This window comes from Actinoplanes sp. NBC_00393, assembly GCF_036053395.1.
Classification (GTDB): domain Bacteria; phylum Actinomycetota; class Actinomycetes; order Mycobacteriales; family Micromonosporaceae; genus Actinoplanes.
Genome location: NZ_CP107942.1, coordinates 8532666 through 8550770 on the forward strand (window position 1 = coordinate 8532666; position 18105 = coordinate 8550770).

The window sequence follows — 18105 nt, forward strand, 5'->3', positions numbered from 1 at the left end:
TTCAGCACGTTTAACTGTGCTGGGTTGGGGGGCCGATCGGTGCCTGCATGGGCGCCGACAGGCACAGGCGGAAGGCCGGACACAAGGCCCACCGGGGGTCGGTGGCGATGGGGGTGGCGCGGCGGTGGCCGATCAGGTCGACCTGAGCGAGGTGTGGAAGGCAACTCTGAGCGAGTTGTCTGACGAGATCGCCTCGCCGCAGCAGCGCGCCTATCTTCAGCTGGTCCGGCTCCGGGCGATAGTCGAAGACACCGCCCTCCTGTCGGTTCCGGACACTTTCAGCCGGGACGTGATCGAGTCCCGGATGCGTGCGGCGATCACCGACGTGCTCACCCGGCGGCTGAACCGACCCATACAGGTGGCGGTCACGGTCCGCCCTCCGGAGGACGGTTCCGGCATGCCGGGCACGGTCTACGGCACACCGGTGGAGGCCAATCAGCCGCCGATGGAGCCGCAGCCCCGCCATTACGCCGAGCCGCCCCGCTACACCGAGTCCGGGCCGTACCAGCCTGAGCTGCCGGGGTACCCGGGACAGCCGCGGCCGCCGGAGCAGCAGTATCAGCAGCCGGCATTCGGGCACCCGGAGCACGCGCCCGAGCCCTATCCGACCGGTTCGGCGCAGGCTTCCCCGTACGCCCGCGGTGTGCCCACCGCCCGCGACGGCCAGGAAGCGCTCTTCGCCGAGCCGATGCCCATGCCGATGCCGCCGCAGGTCCCGCCGCCCCCGCCGATGAACCGCCCGTCGACCACGAAGGGCCCGGACCCGCAGAACGACTCGGTCGCCCACCGGATGGCCGCCGAGCAGTCGCATCTACGGGACAACCAGCGTCACCCGAACGATCGCCGTGACGACACGATGCCCACGCGCGGCGACAACGGTCCCGGCCGCCCGCCGATCGACCTGCGCGGCCCGGGCACGTCCCCGCGGCCGGGCGGCAACGACGGCAACCGGCTCAATCCGAAGTACATGTTCGAGACGTTCGTCATCGGCTCGTCCAACCGCTTCGCGCACGCCGCCTCGGTGGCGGTCGCGGAATCGCCGGCGAAGGCGTACAACCCGCTCTTCATCTACGGCAGTTCCGGGTTGGGAAAGACGCACCTCCTGCACGCGATCGGCCACTACGCCACCACCCTGGGCCACGCGCGCTCGGTCCGCTACGTGTCGACCGAGGAGTTCACCAACGATTTCATCAACAGCCTGCGGGACGACAAGACCCAGGCGTTCCAGCGCCGCTACCGCGACGTCGACATCCTGCTGATCGACGACATCCAGTTCCTGGAGAACCGCGAGCGGACGCAGGAGGAGTTCTTCCACACGTTCAACACGCTGCACAACGCCAACAAGCAGATCGTGATCAGCTCGGACCGCTCGCCGCGGCAGCTGGCCACGCTCGAGGACCGCATGCGCACCCGCTTCGAGTGGGGCCTGCTCGCCGACATCCAGCCGCCCGACCTGGAGACGCGTATCGCGATCCTCCAGAAGAAGGCCGCCCAGGAGCGGATGTACGCGCCCGACGACGTCCTCGAGTTCATCGCGTCGCGCGTGTCCAACTCGATCCGCGAACTCGAGGGCGCCCTCATCCGGGTGACCGCGTTCGCCAGCCTCACCCGATCACCGGTCCAGCTCTCGGTGGCCGAGGAGGTCCTGCGCGACTTCATGCCGGACGGCGCCGGCCCGGAGATCACCGCCGACCAGATCATGGTCTCCACCGCCGACTACTTCGGTGTCAGCCTCGAGGATCTGCGCGGCCATTCCCGCAGCCGGGTCCTGGTCAACGCACGCCAGGTCGCCATGTACCTCTGCCGCGAACTCACCGACCTCTCGCTGCCGCGGATCGGCCAGGCCTTCGGCGGCCGCGACCACACCACGGTCATGCACGCCGACCGCAAGATCCGCCAGCACATGGCCGAGCGCCGGTCGCTCTACAACCAGATCGCCGAGCTGACCAACAGGATCAAACAAAACACCTGAGGGGTACGCCTACGCCCGCCCGCCGCCACCGGTCTGACGGCCGGGCAGTGGGTCACGCCGGCGGTCAACCGCCGGGCTGTGCTGCCCCATCACCCCACAGGCAACCCCGACGCCTTCGAGCGACGGTGAGCACTCTTCGGCAAGCTGCGCAAGATGGGCAGGGCCGGCCGAGCCGTCCAGGCGGGTTGGACCGGCCGGGCCGAGCGGTCCAGGCGGGTTGGACCGGCTGGGCCGGGCGGTCCAGGTGGGCCGGCTGGGCAGACCGGCCAGCTCGAATCCGGGCACCCCACAGGCTCGACCTAGCCACGGCACACCGCCTTGAGCTGCGGCAACGTCTTTTGCACACCGGTTATCCACCGGCTATGCACCGGGTTGTCCACAGGTTATGCCCAGATCATCGCAGGCCAGACGTCAAATTGAAGGCCGTCAACGTCTGTACCTGAGGGCACCGAACGACGACTTGTCAACGTCGCGACGTGACAGTTTCGTGCCAACGTTGTCCACACCAATCCACAGGCGTCCACAGGCGTTCTCCCCAGACGGTGGACATCTGCCGACACCACACCCCACAGATGTGGACAGACCCTGGGGAAATCGATGTGGACAATCACAGACGGTGATATCTCTGTCCACCGCCTGTGGAAACGTGTGGATTACCTGTTGAAGGTTCTGGGGACGACGTGTCGGTAGCGTCCCAACGATTTCCACAGGACGGGGGATAAAACCGGTGGATAGCCGGTGGATAGCCGGTGGACAACGGTGGACAACGCCCGTCACGTCGGCAACTGTGGACGCAGACCCGGGTTTGTACCCCGGTTGCCCACATGTGAATCACCGGTGGATAACCCTCTCACCAGCGGAAACGTAAGTTCTCCACACTATGCACAGCACCGATGAAGACGACTAGATATTTCTTCTATAGAAAACAAAAACCAATCATCAGCGTTGTGGAAGGTGTGGATGGGCCGCTCGCGGCTCGGAGCGGTCCCGCAGGATCAGCACCGGAAGCAGAGGCCGGTACGTCTCGTCCCTGCCGGCACCCTCGGCAGGCAGCCCGATCGGTGGGTCCGCTACGGCCCCTTCCCGGTCGTCTCCACAGCACCGCCGTCCCGGCAGGTTCGGCAGGCGGATGTCCGGCTAGGGTCGGGCACGCGCCGAAACCGCCGGAGCCATAGAGTTTCAGTGGGGTCCACACCCCTGAAGAGGAAGCATCGCGGAGGACAGCATGAAGTTCCGGGTGGAGCGAGACGCACTCGCCGACGCCGTGGCCTGGACAGCCAAGAGCCTGCCCAGCCGGCCGTCGGTGCCGGTGCTGGCCGGCGTCCTGCTGCGAGTCACCGACGGCCGGTTGCAGGTCTCCGGTTTCGACTACGAGGTCTCCAGTCAGGTGACCGTCGAGGTGCAGGCCGACGCCGACGGTGCGGCCCTGGTGTCCGGCCGCCTGCTGGCCGAGATCACGAAGGCGCTGCCCGGCAAGCCGGTGGACATCGCGGCGGTCGGTGCGCATCTCGAGCTGGTGTGCGGCAGTGCCCGCTTCACGCTGCCGACGATGCCGGTCGAGGACTACCCAACGCTTCCGGAGATGCCCTCCAGTGCGGGCACCGTCGACGCGGCCGTCTTCGCCTCCGCGGTCTCGCAGGTCGCGATCGCGGCCGGGCGTGACGAGACGCTGCCGATGATGACCGGCGTGCGCGTGGAGCTGAACGGGTCGACGATGGCCATGCTCGCCACCGACCGCTACCGGTTGGCCATGCGCGAGATCGAGTGGACGCCGGACGACCCGGAGATCAGCCTCAACGCGCTGGTCCCGGCGAAGACTCTGAACGACACCGCCAAGGCGCTCGGCCCGATCGGCGGCTCGGTGACCCTGGCCCTGGCGCAGGGCAGTGCCGGCGAAGGCATGATCGGCTTCGCGGGCGGGACCCGGCGGACCACGAGCCGGCTGCTGGACGGCGCCAACTACCCGCCGGTGCGCTCACTCTTCCCGACCGCGCACAACGCCGAGGCACGCATTGCCGTCTCCGCCCTGGTCGAGGTCGTCCGCCGTGTGGCCCTGGTGGCCGAGCGGACCACTCCGGTGCTGCTGAGCTTCAGCGAGGACGGTCTGGTGGTGGAGGCCGGCACCACCGAGGAAGCGCGCGCCAGCGAGGCGATGGAGGCCGCTTTCACCGGTGAGCCGCTGACCATCGGCTTCAACCCGCAGTATTTGATCGACGGTCTGCAGAACCTCGGGGCGCCGACCGCCGTCTTCTCGTTCGTCGACGCGTTCAAGCCCGCTGTGATCTCCCCCGCTGGCGAAAGTGGCGAAATCATCCCGGGTTACCGCTATCTGATCATGCCGATCCGGGTAACTCGCTGATACTGAGCATGAACCAATCGCTCATCTAGGGAGATCACCATGCAACTCGGCCTGATCGGTCTCGGCCGAATGGGTGGCAACATGCGGGAACGACTCCGTGCCGCCGGGCACGAAGTCGTCGGATACGACCAGAACCTGGATGTAAGCGACGCCGCCAGCCTGGCCGAGTTGGCCGAGAAGCTGGCCGCGCCGCGGGTCGTGTGGACCATGGTGCCGTCGGGCAAGATCACTGAAGACACCATCAATCAGCTCGCCGAGGTGCTCGAGGCGGGCGACATCATCATCGACGGTGGCAACTCCAAGTTCACCGACGATGCTCCGCGGGCCGAGCGCCTGGCCGTCAAGGGGATCCACTACCTCGACGTCGGCGTCTCCGGCGGCGTGTGGGGCATCAAGAACGGCTACGCGCTGATGGTCGGCGGCGACGCTCCTCAGGTGGAGCACTGCAAGCCGATCTTCGAGGCACTCAAGCCGGCCGGCGAGTTCGGCTTCGCGCACGCCGGGACGCACGGCGCCGGCCACTACGCGAAGATGGTGCACAACGGCATCGAGTACGGGTTGATGCACGCGTACGCCGAGGGTTACGAGATCCTCAAGGCGTCCGAGTACATCCACGACGTGCCCGCCGTGATCAAGAGCTGGCGGGAGGGCAGCGTCGTGAAGTCGTGGCTTCTCGACCTGCTGGACCGGGCGCTCGACGAGGACCCGGAGCTGTCGGCTCTGAAGGGCTACGCGGACGACACCGGCGAGGGCCGCTGGACGGTCGACGAGGCGGTCCGCCTCGCTGTGCCGGCCCACGTCATCGCCGCGTCGCTGTTCGCGCGGTTCCAGTCCCGCCAGGACGACTCGCCCGCCATGAAGGCCGTCGCCGCACTGCGCCAGCAGTTCGGTGGCCACGCCGTCAAGCGCTGATCCATGCACGTACGCCGGGTCGAGCTCACCGACTTCCGTTCCTATGAGCGGGTGGCCGTGGATCTCGACCCCGGCGTGTCCGTGCTGGTCGGCCAGAACGGCATGGGCAAGACCAACCTGATCGAGGCGCTCGGGTACGTGGCCACTCTGGACAGTCACCGGGTGGCCACCGACGCCCCGCTGGTCCGGGCCGGCGCGAGCTCGGCAGTGATCCGCTGCGCTGTCGTCCACGATGGACGCGAGCTGCTGGTCGAACTCGAGATCGTTCCCGGTAAGGCGAACCGGGCCCGGCTCAACCGCTCACCGGTTCGCCGCCCGCGTGAGGTGCTCGGCGCCCTGCGGATGGTGCTGTTCGCACCGGAGGATCTGGAGCTGGTCCGCGGCGACCCGTCCGAGCGCCGCCGCTACCTCGACGACCTGCTGGTCGCCCGCCAGCCCCGGTATGCCGGGGTGCGCGCCGACTACGACCGGGTGGTGAAGCAGCGCAACGCCCTGCTGCGAACCGCGTACCTGACCCGCAAGGTCGGCGGCAACCGGGGCCAGGACCTGTCCACCCTGGCAGTGTGGGATCAGCACCTCGCCCACCACGGCGCGGAGCTGCTGGCCGGCCGGATCGAGCTGGCCGCCGCGCTCGGTCCGCACCTGACCAAGGCCTACGACGCCGTCGCCGCCGGACGGGGATCGGCCGCCATCGCGTACGCGTCCCGTCTCGGCGAATCGTTGACCCCGGACCGTCCTGCGTTGGAGGCGGCTCTGCTCGAGTCCCTGCAGGAGCGCCGGGCCGCGGAGATCGAACGCGGCACCACCCTGGTCGGCCCGCACCGCGACGAGCTGGCGTTGACCCTGGGGGACCTGCCCGTCAAGGGGTATGCGAGCCACGGCGAGTCCTGGTCGTTCGCCCTGGCGCTGCGGCTCGCCGCCTACGACCTGCTGCGCGCGGAGGGAATCGAACCGGTGCTCGTGCTCGACGACGTCTTCGCCGAGCTGGACTCGGGCCGCCGGGACCGGCTGGCCGCGCTGGTGTCCGATGCGGCCCAGCTCCTGGTGACCTGTGCGGTGGCCGAGGACGTGCCTGCCGCGCTGGCCGGTGCCCGGTTCGACGTCACTACCGGGTCGGTGATCCGTGTCTGATCCTGACGAGACCCCGCCTGAGCGCCCCGTGAGCGACTCAGAAGGCCCCGGCGCGGGTCGGGGGCAGGGTTCAGGCCACGCAGGCCGGGACAGGGCCGCTGAGGGCGATGGTCAAAGTTATCCACAGGGTGTGGAGGGCGCGGGCGATCTGGCCGGTCCGGAACTGGCCCGCGCGGTGCTCGACGCGGCCTTGGCCAAACGGCGCGAAGCGGCTCGCAAACCGCGCCGGCGCAGCACCGGAAGCGGCGAGAAGCGCCTGCGTGGCTACTCCGGTCCCGGCCCGGACCCCCGCGATCCCCAGCTCTTCGGGGTGATGCTGGAGCGCCTGATGAAGGCCCGGGGCTGGGAGAAGCCGAAGGCCGAGGCCACCGTCTTCGGCTCCTGGGAGAAGGTGGTCGGGCCGGACATCGCCGCGCACAGCCGCCCGATCAAACTCGAGTCGGGCGTGCTGACCGTCGAGGCGGAGTCCACCGCCTGGGCCACCCAGCTGCGGCTGCTGGCCGGCACGCTGCTGAAGAAGATCGCTGCCGAGGTGGGCCACAACGTCGTCACCCGGCTCAACATTCACGGACCGGCCGCCCCGTCGTGGAGCCGTGGACCGCGCCGGGTGCAGGGCCGGGGACCACGCGACACCTACGGCTGAAACCGATTCGCCTCGTCAAGCGTCTAGAAGGGTATGAGCCTTCGCCGCCTGCTCGCGCTGTTGCTCCTGGTGCTGACGCCACTACCGGCTGCAGCCGTGGCCGAGTGGATCTCCGCATACCGGGCGCTGGTCTTCTGGACCGGGACCGGGCTGATCCTGCTGGCGGTCGCCGGGGGTCTCGCCTGGGTGCTGCATTTTCCCGGCGGCCGCGTTGCGGCCGTGAGTGGGCCGGTGGCTGCGCGGAACAGGCGGGACGGGGTGGTTTCGGCGGGACGGTCGATTACCCGTACAAGATAGGGTTTTGTCAGTAATCGGCGAAGATCGCGAAGCCGCGCTCGGCGCAGCGGCGGTAGAAGCCGGCCAGAACGGCGAGTTCCGTGCGGGCGAAGCTCCAGTGCGGAGCGTTGCCGGCGTCGTCGCGCAGCGCGGCGAGCCGGTGGTCGAGCCAGCGCAGCTGCTGCTCGGCCAGGCGGCCGCCGGTGATCGCGGTCCGCATGACCGCCGCAACGGTGTCGAAAGTGACCAGGTCACCGAATTGATCGTGGCCCTCGACGAAGCGCTCCAGGCCGCCGGCGATCCAGGCGCAACCGTCCGGATCGATCACCGGGTCCTCGTCCTCGGCGGCCGCGTCGGTGGCGTAGAGCACACCTTCCAGGCCGAGCAGGAGGTCGACCAGTTCGGTGTAGGCGGTCGCGCGCACGGTGCCGGTCTTGGCGATGTGCAGCGCCAATGCTCCGGTCGGCGCGGCGATCTCCGGCCGGTCGGCGATCGCTCCGAAGTCGACGAACTCGGCGGGCGCCACCGGGTCGTAGTACTGATTGGTCCGCGGCCAGTGCACCGCGACGTTGTCCAGGCCCTTGTCATGCGCCATCGGCGGACCCACCCCTCCTCAGACCTGGCTACGCGGTCCAGTCATCACCGGCCCGCGCGGGCGAGGTTACGACACCGGTGCGGGCGGCTGTCGAGCAGTGTCGCAGTGAGTGCCGGTCGCGCTCGGCAGGCGCGCCCGACTCCGGTGACAGCCGCAGCACTTGTCGTTGCGGTGGCGGGCGGTTCCGTGTAGGGGAACACGTGGGTAGCGGCTCAAATCGCGCTACGGGACTCTCAGGCACCCGGAAGGGGTGCCGCACCCTCGCCAACTCGCTTCGGCGGAGTAGAATCGACAGCGACCGGGAAAACTGTCTCGACGGTGGCGTCCAGCCATCATCGTCACGCTGTGCGGTTTTTCCAGCCGATCACGATCCGCGGGCCGTCCGCGGCGACCGGCGCGCTCGGTTCCACCGGTGGTCCGCTGCTCTCCCGCGGTGTCATCTCTGGTCCTTCGTGCGCGCCTGGGCTGCTGCCTGGCGGGCCCGCCAACCCCGTTGCGGGGCCTCACCGGCCCGGCGCGAGAAAGTGGCCGAGGGTGTCAGAGAAACAGCAGGAATACGGTGCCGGCTCCATCACCGTGCTCGAAGGCCTCGAAGCGGTCCGCAAGCGTCCCGGTATGTACATCGGCTCCACCGGTGAGCGCGGTCTGCACCACCTGGTCTGGGAGGTTGTGGACAACGCGGTCGACGAGGCACTGGCCGGCTACTGCGACACCATCGACGTGATCCTGTTCGCTGACGGCGGGGTCTCGGTCACCGACAACGGCCGTGGTTTCCCGGTCGACCTCCACCCGAAGCTGAAGAAGCCGGGTGTCGAGGTCGCGCTGACCGTTCTGCACGCGGGCGGCAAGTTCGACGGGCAGGCTTACAAGGTCTCCGGCGGTCTGCACGGTGTCGGCGTCTCGGTCGTCAACGCGCTCTCCACCAGGATGGCCGTGGAGATCCACAAGGACGGTTTCGTCTGGCGGCAGAAGTACAACGCCTCCAAGCCGGCCGAGCTGATCAAGGGCGAGAGCACCGACAAGACCGGCTCGACCGTCCAGTTCTGGCCGGACCCGGACGTTTTCGAGACCATCGAGTTCGACTTCCAGACGATCTACCGCCGGCTCCAGGAGATGGCCTTCCTGAACCGGGGCCTGACCATCAACTTCACCGACGAGCGGCCGGTCTCGGCCGAGGAGAACGGCGAGCCCCGCAAGGTCTCGTTCATGTACGCGGGCGGCATCTCCGACTTCGTCCGCCACCTGAACGCCACCAAGAGCGCCATCCACAAGACGGTCGTGGAGTTTGGCGCCGAGGCGCCCGAGGAGGGCATGGCGGTCGAGATCGCCATGCAGTGGAACGAGTCGTACGGGGAGTCGGTCTACACCTTCGCGAACCGGATCAACACGCACGAGGGCGGCACTCACGAGGAGGGTTTCCGCGCCGCGCTGACCAGCATCGTCAACCGGTACGGAACCGAGAAGAAGTTCCTCAAGAGCGACGAGAAGCTCTCCGGCGAAGACATCCGTGAGGGCCTGGCCGCCATCATCTCGGTGACCCTGGCGAACCCGCAGTTCGAGGGCCAGACCAAGACGAAGCTCGGCAACACCGACATGAAGAGCTTCGTGCAGAAGGTCTGCAACGAGCAGCTGGCCGACTGGTTCGACCGCAACCCGGCCGACGCGAAAACCATCATCACCAAGGCCTCGCAGGCCGCCCGGGCCCGGATCGCCGCGCAGCAGGCCCGCAAGCTGGCCCGGCGCAAGTCGCTGCTGGAGTCCGGTTCGATGCCGGGCAAGCTGGCCGACTGCCAGTCCACCGACCCGCGCGAGACCGAGCTGTTCATCGTCGAGGGTGACTCGGCCGGCGGTTCGGCCAAGTCCGGCCGGGAGAGCCGGATCCAGGCGATCCTGCCGATCCGCGGCAAGATCCTCAACGTGGAGAAGGCCCGGATCGACCGGGTGCTGAAGAACAACGAGGTCCAGGCGCTGATCACGGCGATGGGCACCGGTATCCACGACGAATTCGACATCTCGAAGCTGCGATACCACAAGATCATCCTGATGGCCGACGCCGACGTCGACGGCCAGCACATCCAGACGCTGCTGCTCACCCTGCTGTTCCGCTTCATGCGGCCACTCGTCGAGCAGGGCCACGTCTACCTGGCGTCGCCGCCGCTCTACAAGATCAAGTGGAACAAGCGCGGCGATGACGCTCAGTACGCGTACTCGGACCGCGAGCGGGACGGGCTGATCGCGCTGCGCCAGCAGAAGAAGGCGAACGCGAAGCCCGACGACATCCAGCGGTTCAAGGGTCTCGGCGAGATGAACTTCCACGAGCTGTGGGACACCACGATGAACCCGGACACCCGGACGTTGCGTCAGGTCACGCTGGACGACGCGGCCGTCGCGGACGAGCTGTTCAGCGTGCTGATGGGTGAGGACGTCGAGGCCCGGCGGTCGTTCATCCAGCGCAACGCGAAGGACGTTCGCTTCCTGGACATCTAGTCCGGCACGCCGTATCCACAGCGTGCACCTTATTTCCACAACGTTATCCACAGCATAATGCGTGCTTTGGACGCACTTGTCTGGTTTCACCTTGAGTAAGGGTTAAAAGTGACTGACACTCCCGAACCCCCGGACGGCGACGAACCTCAGGACGAGGCCGGCGGCGGTGTGACCCAGCGCGTCGAGCCGGTCGGCCTCGAGGTCGAGATGCAGCGCTCCTACCTCGACTACGCGATGAGCGTGATCGTGGGCCGTGCGCTGCCCGACGTCCGTGACGGTCTCAAGCCCGTACACCGCAAGATCCTGTATGCGATGTACGACGCCGGGTTCCGCCCGGACCGGGGTTACGTCAAGTGCGCCCGTGTCGTCGGCGACGTGATGGGCAACTACCACCCGCACGGCGACTCGTCGATCTACGACGCCCTGGTCCGGATGGGCCAGGTCTGGTCGCTGCGGTACCCGTTGATCGACGGCAACGGCAACTTCGGTTCGCCGGGTAACGACCCGCCGGCCGCCATGCGGTACACCGAGTCGAAGCTGTCCCCGCTCGCCATGGAGATGCTGCGGGACATCGACGAGGACACCGTCGACATGCAGGACAACTACGACGGGCGTACCAAGGAGCCGACGATCCTGCCGGCCCGGTTCCCGAACCTGTTGGTCAACGGCTCCGAGGGCATTGCGGTCGGGATGGCGACCAAGATCCCACCGCACAACCTGCGGGAGATCGCGGCTGCCGTGCAGTGGCAGCTCGACAACCCCGAGTCGGACGAGGCGACCGCGCTCGAGGCGATGCTCGAGATCGTCAAGGGGCCGGACTTCCCGACCAAGGGCCTGATCGTCGGTCAGTCGGCGATCACGGACGCCTACCGCACGGGCCGTGGGTCCATCCGGATGCGCGCGGTGGTCGAGGTCGAGGAGGACCAGCGCGGCCGGCCGTGTCTCGTGGTCACCGAGCTGCCGTACCAGGTGAATCCGGACAACCTCGCCGAGCGGGTCGCCGAGCTGGTCAAGGAGGGCAAGCTCACCGGCATCGCGGACATCCGGGATGAGTCGTCCGGGCGTACCGGAATGCGGTTGATCCTGGTTCTGAAGCGCGACGCGGTCGCCAAGGTCGTGCTGAACAACCTCTACAAGCACACCCAGCTGCAGGAGACGTTCGGCGCGAACATGCTGGCGCTGGTCGACGGCGTGCCGCGCACGCTGAACCTGGCGCAGTTCATCCGCTACTACGTCGACCACCAGATCGAGGTCATCCGCCGGCGGACGGCGTACCGCCTGCGCAAGGCCGAGGAACGCGCGCACATCCTGCGCGGTCTGGCCAAGGCGCTGGACATGCTCGACGAGGTCATCGCCCTGATCCGGCGTTCGCCCACGGTGGAGGACTCCCGGCAGGGCCTGATGCAGCTGCTCGACGTCGACGAGGTCCAGGCGACCGCGATCCTCGACATGCAGCTGCGCCGTCTGGCTGCCCTCGAGCGGCAGCGGATCCTCGACGAGCTCGGCAAGATCGAGCTCGAGATCGCGGACCTCAAGGACATCCTCGCGAAGCCGGAGCGGCAGCGGGCGATCGTCTCCGACGAGCTCGGCGAGATCGTGCAGAAGTTCGGTGACGAGCGCCGTACGCAGATCATCCCGTTTGATGGTGAAGTGTCCATGGAGGACCTCATCACCCGGGAAGACGTTGTGGTGACGATCACACGAACCGGTTATGCGAAGCGCACCAAGGTCGACATGTACCGGTCGCAGAAGCGCGGTGGCAAGGGCGTCAGCGGCGCCACGCTGCGGCAGGACGACATCGTGTCGCACTTCTTCGTGATCTCGACCCACGACTGGATGCTGTTCTTCACCAACAAGGGCCGGGTCTACCGGGCCAAGGCGTACGAGCTGCCCGAGGCGAACCGGGTGGCGAAGGGCCAGCACGTCGCCAACCTGCTCGCCTTCCAGCCGGACGAGCACATCGCCCAGGTCATCCAGATCTCGAACTACGGGGTCGCGCCGTACCTTGTGCTCGCCACTAAGAATGGCCTCGTGAAGAAGACGCGCCTGGAGGAATTTGACTCCAACCGCAGCGGTGGCATCATCGCCATCAACCTGCGGGAGGATGACGAATTGGTGGGCGCGGCCCTGGTGGCACCGGAGGACGACCTCTTGCTGGTGTCCAAGAAAGCCCAGGCCATCCGGTTCAACGCGACCGACGATGCGCTTCGTCCGATGGGACGGGCCACGTCCGGTGTGATCGGCATGCGGTTCGGCGACAACGACGAGCTCCTCGCGATGGAAGTGGTGCGCGAGGGTCTCGATGTGTTGGTCGCCACCGACGGTGGGTATGCGAAGCGCACGCCGATCGAGGAGTATCCCGTACAGGGCCGTGGCGGCAAGGGCGTGCTGACTGCCAAGATCACCGAGCGTCGTGGTGGACTTGTCGGTGCCTTGGTGATCGACCCGGAGGATGAACTATTTGCCATCACCAGCAATGGTGGTGTCATCCGGACTCCCGTGAAGCCTGTACGGCGCACACGGGATCGGAACACAATGGGGGTCAAGCTGATGGACCTCCCTGAAGGTGTAACCATCGTGGCGCTTGCTCGCAATGCCGACGAGCCTGACGAACAGGACTAGTTGATGCCGGAGACACAGGCGAAGTCGGGGGGCCCGGGGAGCTCAGCGACTCCGGACGATGCGGCCAAGAAAGACGGCGCCGCAGCGAACGGTCGTGAGACCCCAGGGCGCGCCGCTGTCCCCGCCGATGCCCCGTCCCCGCCGAAGTTCACACGTGCGCCAGGGATGGCGCCGCCGCCCGGTGAGCCGGACGGCGCCGGCGAAGCGAAGCGCCCGGGCAACCCGGTGGTGAAGGGCTCGGCCTCCGTGCCGGTCGTCACCAAGGGCAAGGGCGCCGCACCGGGCTCGGCGAACACGCGTCCCGGGACCGCGGCGCCACCGGCGAATCAGGGGACGGCGCGGCCTTCGCAGCCGGCGGCAGCGGCACCGGCCGCTACCGGCGCCGCGAAACAGCGGACCGGTTCGGGGGCGCCCGCGGGTGCGGCAGCGGTCGGGGCAGCCCGTGTCTCGGAGGCGGTTCGGTCGGCCCGGACGACGGTGACGTCGGCTGCCGCTCGCGGTCCTCGGCGGGCCCGGCTCAACCTCAAGCGGATCGACCCGTGGTCCGTGATGAAGTTCTCGTTCGCGGTGTCGATCGTGCTCTTCATCGTGGTCGTCGTGGCGACCTCGGTGCTGTACCTCGCACTCGACACGATGGGCGTGTGGACCTCGGTCAACACCAGCCTCAAGGATCTGGTGACCGCCAGTGGCGGTGACGGCGGCGGTTCGGGCGGCACCTTCCGGATCACCGCGTGGGGCGTGATCGGCACGTCGATGCTGATCGGGGCGGTCAACGTGGTGCTCTTCACCGCGCTGGCCACCCTCGGGGCGTTCATCTACAACGTCTGCGCCGACCTGGTCGGCGGTGTCGAGCTCACGCTCGCCGAACGGGACTGATGACGCGATCGGGTTGCGAGCCACCCCGCTTTGGAGGCTCGCAACCCGATGCGGTAACGTTCCCTTCGCAGCTGAGGGGCTATAGCTCAGTCGGTTAGAGCGCAGAGCTGATAACTCTGAGGTCGATGGTTCGATTCCATCTAGCCCCACGAGCGATGGGTCCTGTGTCCGCGGGTCACGCGGACCGGGATCGCTCGTAACCCCACGTTGCGGTGGTGGCGCTCGGCGTGCCGATCGCCGGCGCAGTGAGGGAGGAATCTTTAATGCTGAAGAAGCTCCTGATCATTGCTGGTGTTGCTGGCGCGGCCTTTCTGATCGTGAAGAAGGTCAAGGCCTCCAGTGACGAGCGTGCCCTGTGGCACGAGGCGACCACGGCTCCCGATCTTCGCTGAGATTTCGGGGCCCTAGCTCAACTGGCAGAGCACCGCCTTTGCAAGGCGGGGGTTAGGGGTTCAAGTCCCCTGGGCTCCACAAACTTTCCGGCGCTCCGCCCGCTTTGCGGGTAGGGCGCCTTTTGTGTTGGTGATCATGGTTTGCGGGCGGCGCCCGGCCTCGTTTCTTTGATCTACTGGCTCGGTGAATCGCCGCTCCACCCTCCTTCTCGTAGCCCTGGCCGGGCTGGCCGGGTGTTCCGCGCCCGGCGTGGCCGTGTCCGCGGCCAGCCCGTCCAGCAGTGTTGCTCCGGATTTCGGCTGGGTGGAGCGCGACCCGGCGCTCGCCAGCGGGTTCTGCTTCACGCTGGTGCAGGGGCTGACCCCGGTCGAGGTGGCCGAGCGGCTGGGCGGGACCGAGCTGGAGCGGGTCGAGTGGGTCCGGCTGGTCAGTGGTGGTGACGGGGAACAGGCCGGCACCGATCGGTACTTCATCGGGGTGGCCCGGATCGGCGACTGGTCGTTGATCGTCGAGGACAACGGGGCGTTAGGGGTCGCTCAGAAGGTCATCAGCCCGCTTTCTGCCGGCCGGACGGTCCTGGTGTACCGCAGCGACGCCGCGGGCCGTGGACGGCTGCTGGCGCTGCGGGACGAGGAACTCGCTCTGGACTACGACTCCGGCGCTCCGGGAACGACCACCGGCACCGGGTTGGCAGAGTTCCAGCCCGCGCTGAGGGCGGTCGGTCTCGTCGGGGATGCGACAGTGACTTCAGCAGTGACCGAGCCCACGGTGCCGGCCCTGGAATTCCTTGCTGAGCAGACCGGAGTCCCGCTGACCCGGGCTCAGCTCACCGAACGGACGTATCTGCTGGTCACCGTTCCGAAGACGTAGATCCGCATTTGCCCGTTCTTCATGTGCCGAAGTTATCCACAGAGGAATGACGGAGAACTGCGCGGCACAGTTTCGGCAGTTAGCCTGCGTTGCGTGAGCGAACGAAGACGGGCCGCCGCCGTGATCGTGCGGGACGGCCGTGTGCTGATGGTGCACGAGCGCAGCCGGCGATCCGGTGGCGGCGAGTGGTGGACTCTGCCGGGCGGTGGGCTACGCCCCGGCGAGACAGCCGAGGAAGCACTGCGCCGCGAGGTCTTCGAGGAGACCGGGCTGGTGGTCAGCGACGCGCAGTACGTGCTCGAGATGCCGTACCCGTCGGGCATGACATCGGTCTTCGCGGTGACCGTCGCGGACGGCGAGCCACGAGCCGGCCAGGACGACGGATTCGGGCCCGAACCGCTCGGCGTTGACTGGCTACCGGTGCCCGAGCTGCCGATAGAGACCCACGGGGTGCCGGTGCCACCACTGATGGTGGTGCTGCCGACCCTGGCGGGTCACGCTGAGGGCGCTGAATCGGTCGCGGCGGACGTGGTCGAGGGCTCGGCTGCGGGAGCCGGCAGGACGGGCACAGCGACCGAGCGGCGGCGTTCCACGACGAAGTAGGCGCAGCAGGCGGCGTAACCGACGGTCAGGAAGAGCCCGAGGGCTCGCACCGGTAGTGACGTGGCCGGCAGCAGGGCGGTGGCGCACACCGACCAGCACCCCAGCAGCGCGGTGTTCACGGTGTCGTGCCGTCCCCAGCCGCCCGTCGACCGGCGGCGGGCCTGACGCTGGATCTCGACGATGAGAGCGTGCGACATGCCGGCCGCGAGCAGCCCGAGCAGGAGGGTGGAGAAGAACGAACGGTGTCCGCCCGCCACCGCCACCAATGCGGTGGCCCCCGTCAGAAGGGCGAGGCCACTGACGGTCCCGACTCGTGCTTTCCGGCGGTCCTCCACAAACCCTGACGGTCGGCAAGATCCGGCGAAAACTGAGGAGTCGGCGGCCGGCACGTGGTATCGGTGCCCGGATGTGTCGAGATCCATCCGCTGGGCGATTATGGCGGACATGATGGGAAGCCTGCAGACCGAATCCGCCCAGTCCCGCCTCGACCTGCTCGCCCCGCCGGTGGCCAAGGCCCTTGCGGTCTGGCCGGTCGAGGCGCCGATCGACGCGGATCAGGTGATGGTGGCGCCGATCGATCCGGGGCTGGCTGACACGGCTGCGTTCTGCGAGGCGTACGGGGTGAGCCTGGCCGAGTCCGCGAACTGCGTGATCGTCGCCGGCCGCCGTGGCGAGATCACCAAGTACGCCGCCTGCATCATCCTGGCCACCACCCGTGCCGATGTGAACGGGGTGGTCCGCCGGCACCTCGACGTCCGCAAGGCCAGCTTCGCTCCGATGGAGGAGGCGGTGGCGCTGACCGGGATGGAGTACGGCGGGATCACCCCGATCGGCCTCCCGGCGTCCTGGCCGGTGCTGGTCGACGCCCGGGTGGTGGCGACCCCGCACGTGATCATCGGCTCGGGGGTCCGGAACAGCAAGATTGCCATTGCCGGACCCGCGCTGGGTGCGCTACCCGGTGCCGAGGTGATCGACGGTCTTGCCCGCGAGATTGCCTGACGGCGACGCTCGTCGATGTCGTTCCACGTGAAACGTCATCGACCGATGTCGACGGCAGTCCGGCGGGCGATCTCTTCGAAGGCGGCGAGGAGGGTGGCCGGTTCCTGGGCGCCCTGCACCGCGTACTTCCCGTCGATGATGAAGGTCGGGACGCTGGTGATGCCGAGTTCCCGGGCCTCGTTCAGATCGGTCTGGACGGCGCTCGTGCCGGCCTCGGACTCGAGGTAGGCCAGAGCTTCGGCCTCGTCGAGCCCGATCGACGCGGCGACGCCGGCGAGGGCCGGAAGCGAACCGATGTCGACCCCGTCGGTGAAGTGCGCCCGCTGCAGCGCGTCCAGCATGTCCGCCTGCCGCTCCAGCGTCGCCGCCCAGGCGATCAGCCGGTGCGCCGCGAACGTGTTCGCCGCGATGGCGCGATCGAAGTCCAACGTCAGATCGTCGGCCTTGGCGACCTCGGTCACCTGGGCGAACATCTGCTCGGCGCGGGCCGGGCCACCGAACTTGTCGGCCATCACCTGCTTGATCGGCAGAGGCTCGGGCACCGGTGCGGGATTCAACTGATACGCCCGGTAGGTGATGGTGGCCGTCCCGTCGAACTCGGCCAGCGCCTTCTCCAGCCGCCGCTTGCCGATGTAGCACCACGGGCACACCACGTCGGACCAGACCTGAATATCCAACTTCACTCCGTCTCGCTCGACTGCTCGGCCACCTGGCGCTTCAACCGGGCCAGGATCGCCGTACCACCACGGACCCGCAGCGGACTGATCGCCTGGGCCAGCCCCATCCGGGCATAGAGATCATCCGGCACGGCCGCCACCTCCGCCGCGGACGCCCCTGCCAGACCCTCGGCGAGGATGCCGGCGAACGCCCGCGTGGTCGGTGCTTCCGGCGGACAATCGAAATGGGTCACCACCGTGCCGTCCGGCTGCACGAGCGCCTTGAGGAAGAACGCCGTCTGACACTCCGGAACCTGCTCCATGCCGTCGTGCCCGGCCAGCTCGGCAGGCAGCGGCGGCACGGCGTCGGAAAACTCCAGCAGCATCTCCAGCACCACGTCCCGGGGCGCGGAGGCGAACTCATCGACGATCTCAGCCAGCTTCGGCGGCATGTCACTCACGGTTCGACCCTACGCGCGAACCTTGATGGGTACGGGCTACGTGTCTTCAACCACAGCTACGGGGCGCTTCGGCTACCACGCGGCCGGCAGCCTACTCGCGGCCCCAGCGCGGCCGCCGGGCCCATGCAGGTGGTCCCGCGACGCCCGTTCCGCCGAGCCGCAACTTCCCGGACCCAGCCGTCGCTGGCTCCCGAACTCCAGCCGTCGCTGGCTTCTGGGACTCCAGCTGTCGCTGACTTCCCGGGCCCGC

At 68.0% G+C, this 18105-nt stretch carries 16 protein-coding genes and 2 tRNA genes; 15 read left to right on the forward strand and 3 right to left on the reverse strand.

Annotation, left to right across the window (positions count from 1 at the left end; all coding sequences use genetic code 11):
- Positions 1-124: 124 nt before the first annotated feature.
- The 6 genes from dnaA (at position 125) to OHA21_RS39530 (ending at position 7314) form a co-directional block, all read left to right on the forward strand.
- The gene (gene dnaA, locus OHA21_RS39505) at positions 125-1972 is read left to right on the forward strand and encodes a chromosomal replication initiator protein DnaA (RefSeq protein ID WP_328464009.1); all 1848 of its coding nucleotides are present in this window, start codon (positions 125-127) and stop codon (positions 1970-1972) included.
- Positions 1973-3197: 1225 nt separating this feature from the next.
- A complete protein-coding gene (dnaN, locus tag OHA21_RS39510; protein ID WP_328464011.1) occupies positions 3198-4331 on the forward strand; it encodes a DNA polymerase III subunit beta in 1134 nt (377 codons plus the stop codon).
- 39 nt (positions 4332-4370) lie between these two features.
- Entirely contained in the window at positions 4371-5243 is an 873-nt protein-coding gene (gene gnd, locus OHA21_RS39515; RefSeq protein ID WP_328464013.1) for a phosphogluconate dehydrogenase (NAD(+)-dependent, decarboxylating), read from the forward strand.
- Positions 5244-5246: 3 nt separating this feature from the next.
- Positions 5247-6374, forward strand: a complete 1128-nt coding sequence (recF, locus tag OHA21_RS39520; protein WP_328464015.1) for a DNA replication/repair protein RecF — start codon at positions 5247-5249, stop codon at positions 6372-6374.
- A 28-nt stretch (positions 6375-6402) separates the two neighbouring features.
- Entirely contained in the window at positions 6403-7017 is a 615-nt protein-coding gene (locus OHA21_RS39525) for a DUF721 domain-containing protein (protein ID WP_442874969.1), read from the forward strand.
- A gap of 33 nt (positions 7018-7050) precedes the next feature.
- The gene (locus OHA21_RS39530) at positions 7051-7314 is read left to right on the forward strand and encodes a hypothetical protein (protein WP_328464019.1); all 264 of its coding nucleotides are present in this window, start codon (positions 7051-7053) and stop codon (positions 7312-7314) included.
- Between the two features lie 7 nt (positions 7315-7321).
- Here the strand turns inward: OHA21_RS39530 and OHA21_RS39535 are convergent, their stop codons facing one another.
- Entirely contained in the window at positions 7322-7888 is a 567-nt protein-coding gene (locus OHA21_RS39535) for a hypothetical protein (RefSeq protein ID WP_328464021.1), read from the reverse strand.
- Positions 7889-8422: 534 nt separating this feature from the next.
- On the opposite strand from OHA21_RS39535, the gene gyrB reads away from it, so the two are divergent.
- The 9 genes from gyrB (at position 8423) to OHA21_RS39580 (ending at position 16738) form a co-directional block, all read left to right on the forward strand.
- A complete protein-coding gene (gene gyrB / locus OHA21_RS39540; protein WP_328464023.1) occupies positions 8423-10375 on the forward strand; it encodes a DNA topoisomerase (ATP-hydrolyzing) subunit B in 1953 nt (650 codons plus the stop codon).
- A 108-nt stretch (positions 10376-10483) separates the two neighbouring features.
- Positions 10484-12997, forward strand: coding sequence for a DNA gyrase subunit A (gene gyrA / locus OHA21_RS39545; protein WP_442874971.1), 2514 nt, complete (start codon positions 10484-10486; stop codon positions 12995-12997).
- A gap of 3 nt (positions 12998-13000) precedes the next feature.
- The gene (locus tag OHA21_RS39550; RefSeq protein WP_328464025.1) at positions 13001-13873 is read left to right on the forward strand and encodes a DUF3566 domain-containing protein; all 873 of its coding nucleotides are present in this window, start codon (positions 13001-13003) and stop codon (positions 13871-13873) included.
- 75 nt (positions 13874-13948) lie between these two features.
- Positions 13949-14022, forward strand: a tRNA-Ile gene (locus OHA21_RS39555).
- A gap of 114 nt (positions 14023-14136) precedes the next feature.
- Positions 14137-14265: a DLW-39 family protein gene (locus OHA21_RS39560; RefSeq protein WP_328478825.1), complete on the forward strand. Its 129-nt coding sequence runs from the start codon at positions 14137-14139 to the stop codon at positions 14263-14265.
- 6 nt (positions 14266-14271) lie between these two features.
- A tRNA-Ala gene (locus OHA21_RS39565) sits at positions 14272-14344 on the forward strand.
- A gap of 105 nt (positions 14345-14449) precedes the next feature.
- Positions 14450-15136: a DUF6461 domain-containing protein gene (locus tag OHA21_RS39570; protein ID WP_328464027.1), complete on the forward strand. Its 687-nt coding sequence runs from the start codon at positions 14450-14452 to the stop codon at positions 15134-15136.
- Between the two features lie 93 nt (positions 15137-15229).
- The gene (locus OHA21_RS39575; protein WP_328464029.1) at positions 15230-15739 is read left to right on the forward strand and encodes an NUDIX hydrolase; all 510 of its coding nucleotides are present in this window, start codon (positions 15230-15232) and stop codon (positions 15737-15739) included.
- 447 nt (positions 15740-16186) lie between these two features.
- On the forward strand, positions 16187-16738 hold the full coding sequence (locus OHA21_RS39580; RefSeq protein ID WP_328478827.1) for a YbaK/EbsC family protein: 552 nt from the start codon (positions 16187-16189) through the stop codon (positions 16736-16738).
- Positions 16739-16773: 35 nt separating this feature from the next.
- Here the strand turns inward: OHA21_RS39580 and OHA21_RS39585 are convergent, their stop codons facing one another.
- Complete coding sequence (locus OHA21_RS39585; RefSeq protein WP_328464031.1) at positions 16774-17415, reverse strand: DsbA family oxidoreductase; 642 nt, start codon at positions 17413-17415, stop codon at positions 16774-16776.
- Positions 17416-17417: 2 nt separating this feature from the next.
- Positions 17418-17855: a SufE family protein gene (locus OHA21_RS39590; RefSeq protein WP_328464033.1), complete on the reverse strand. Its 438-nt coding sequence runs from the start codon at positions 17853-17855 to the stop codon at positions 17418-17420.
- Positions 17856-18105: the final 250 nt, after the last annotated feature.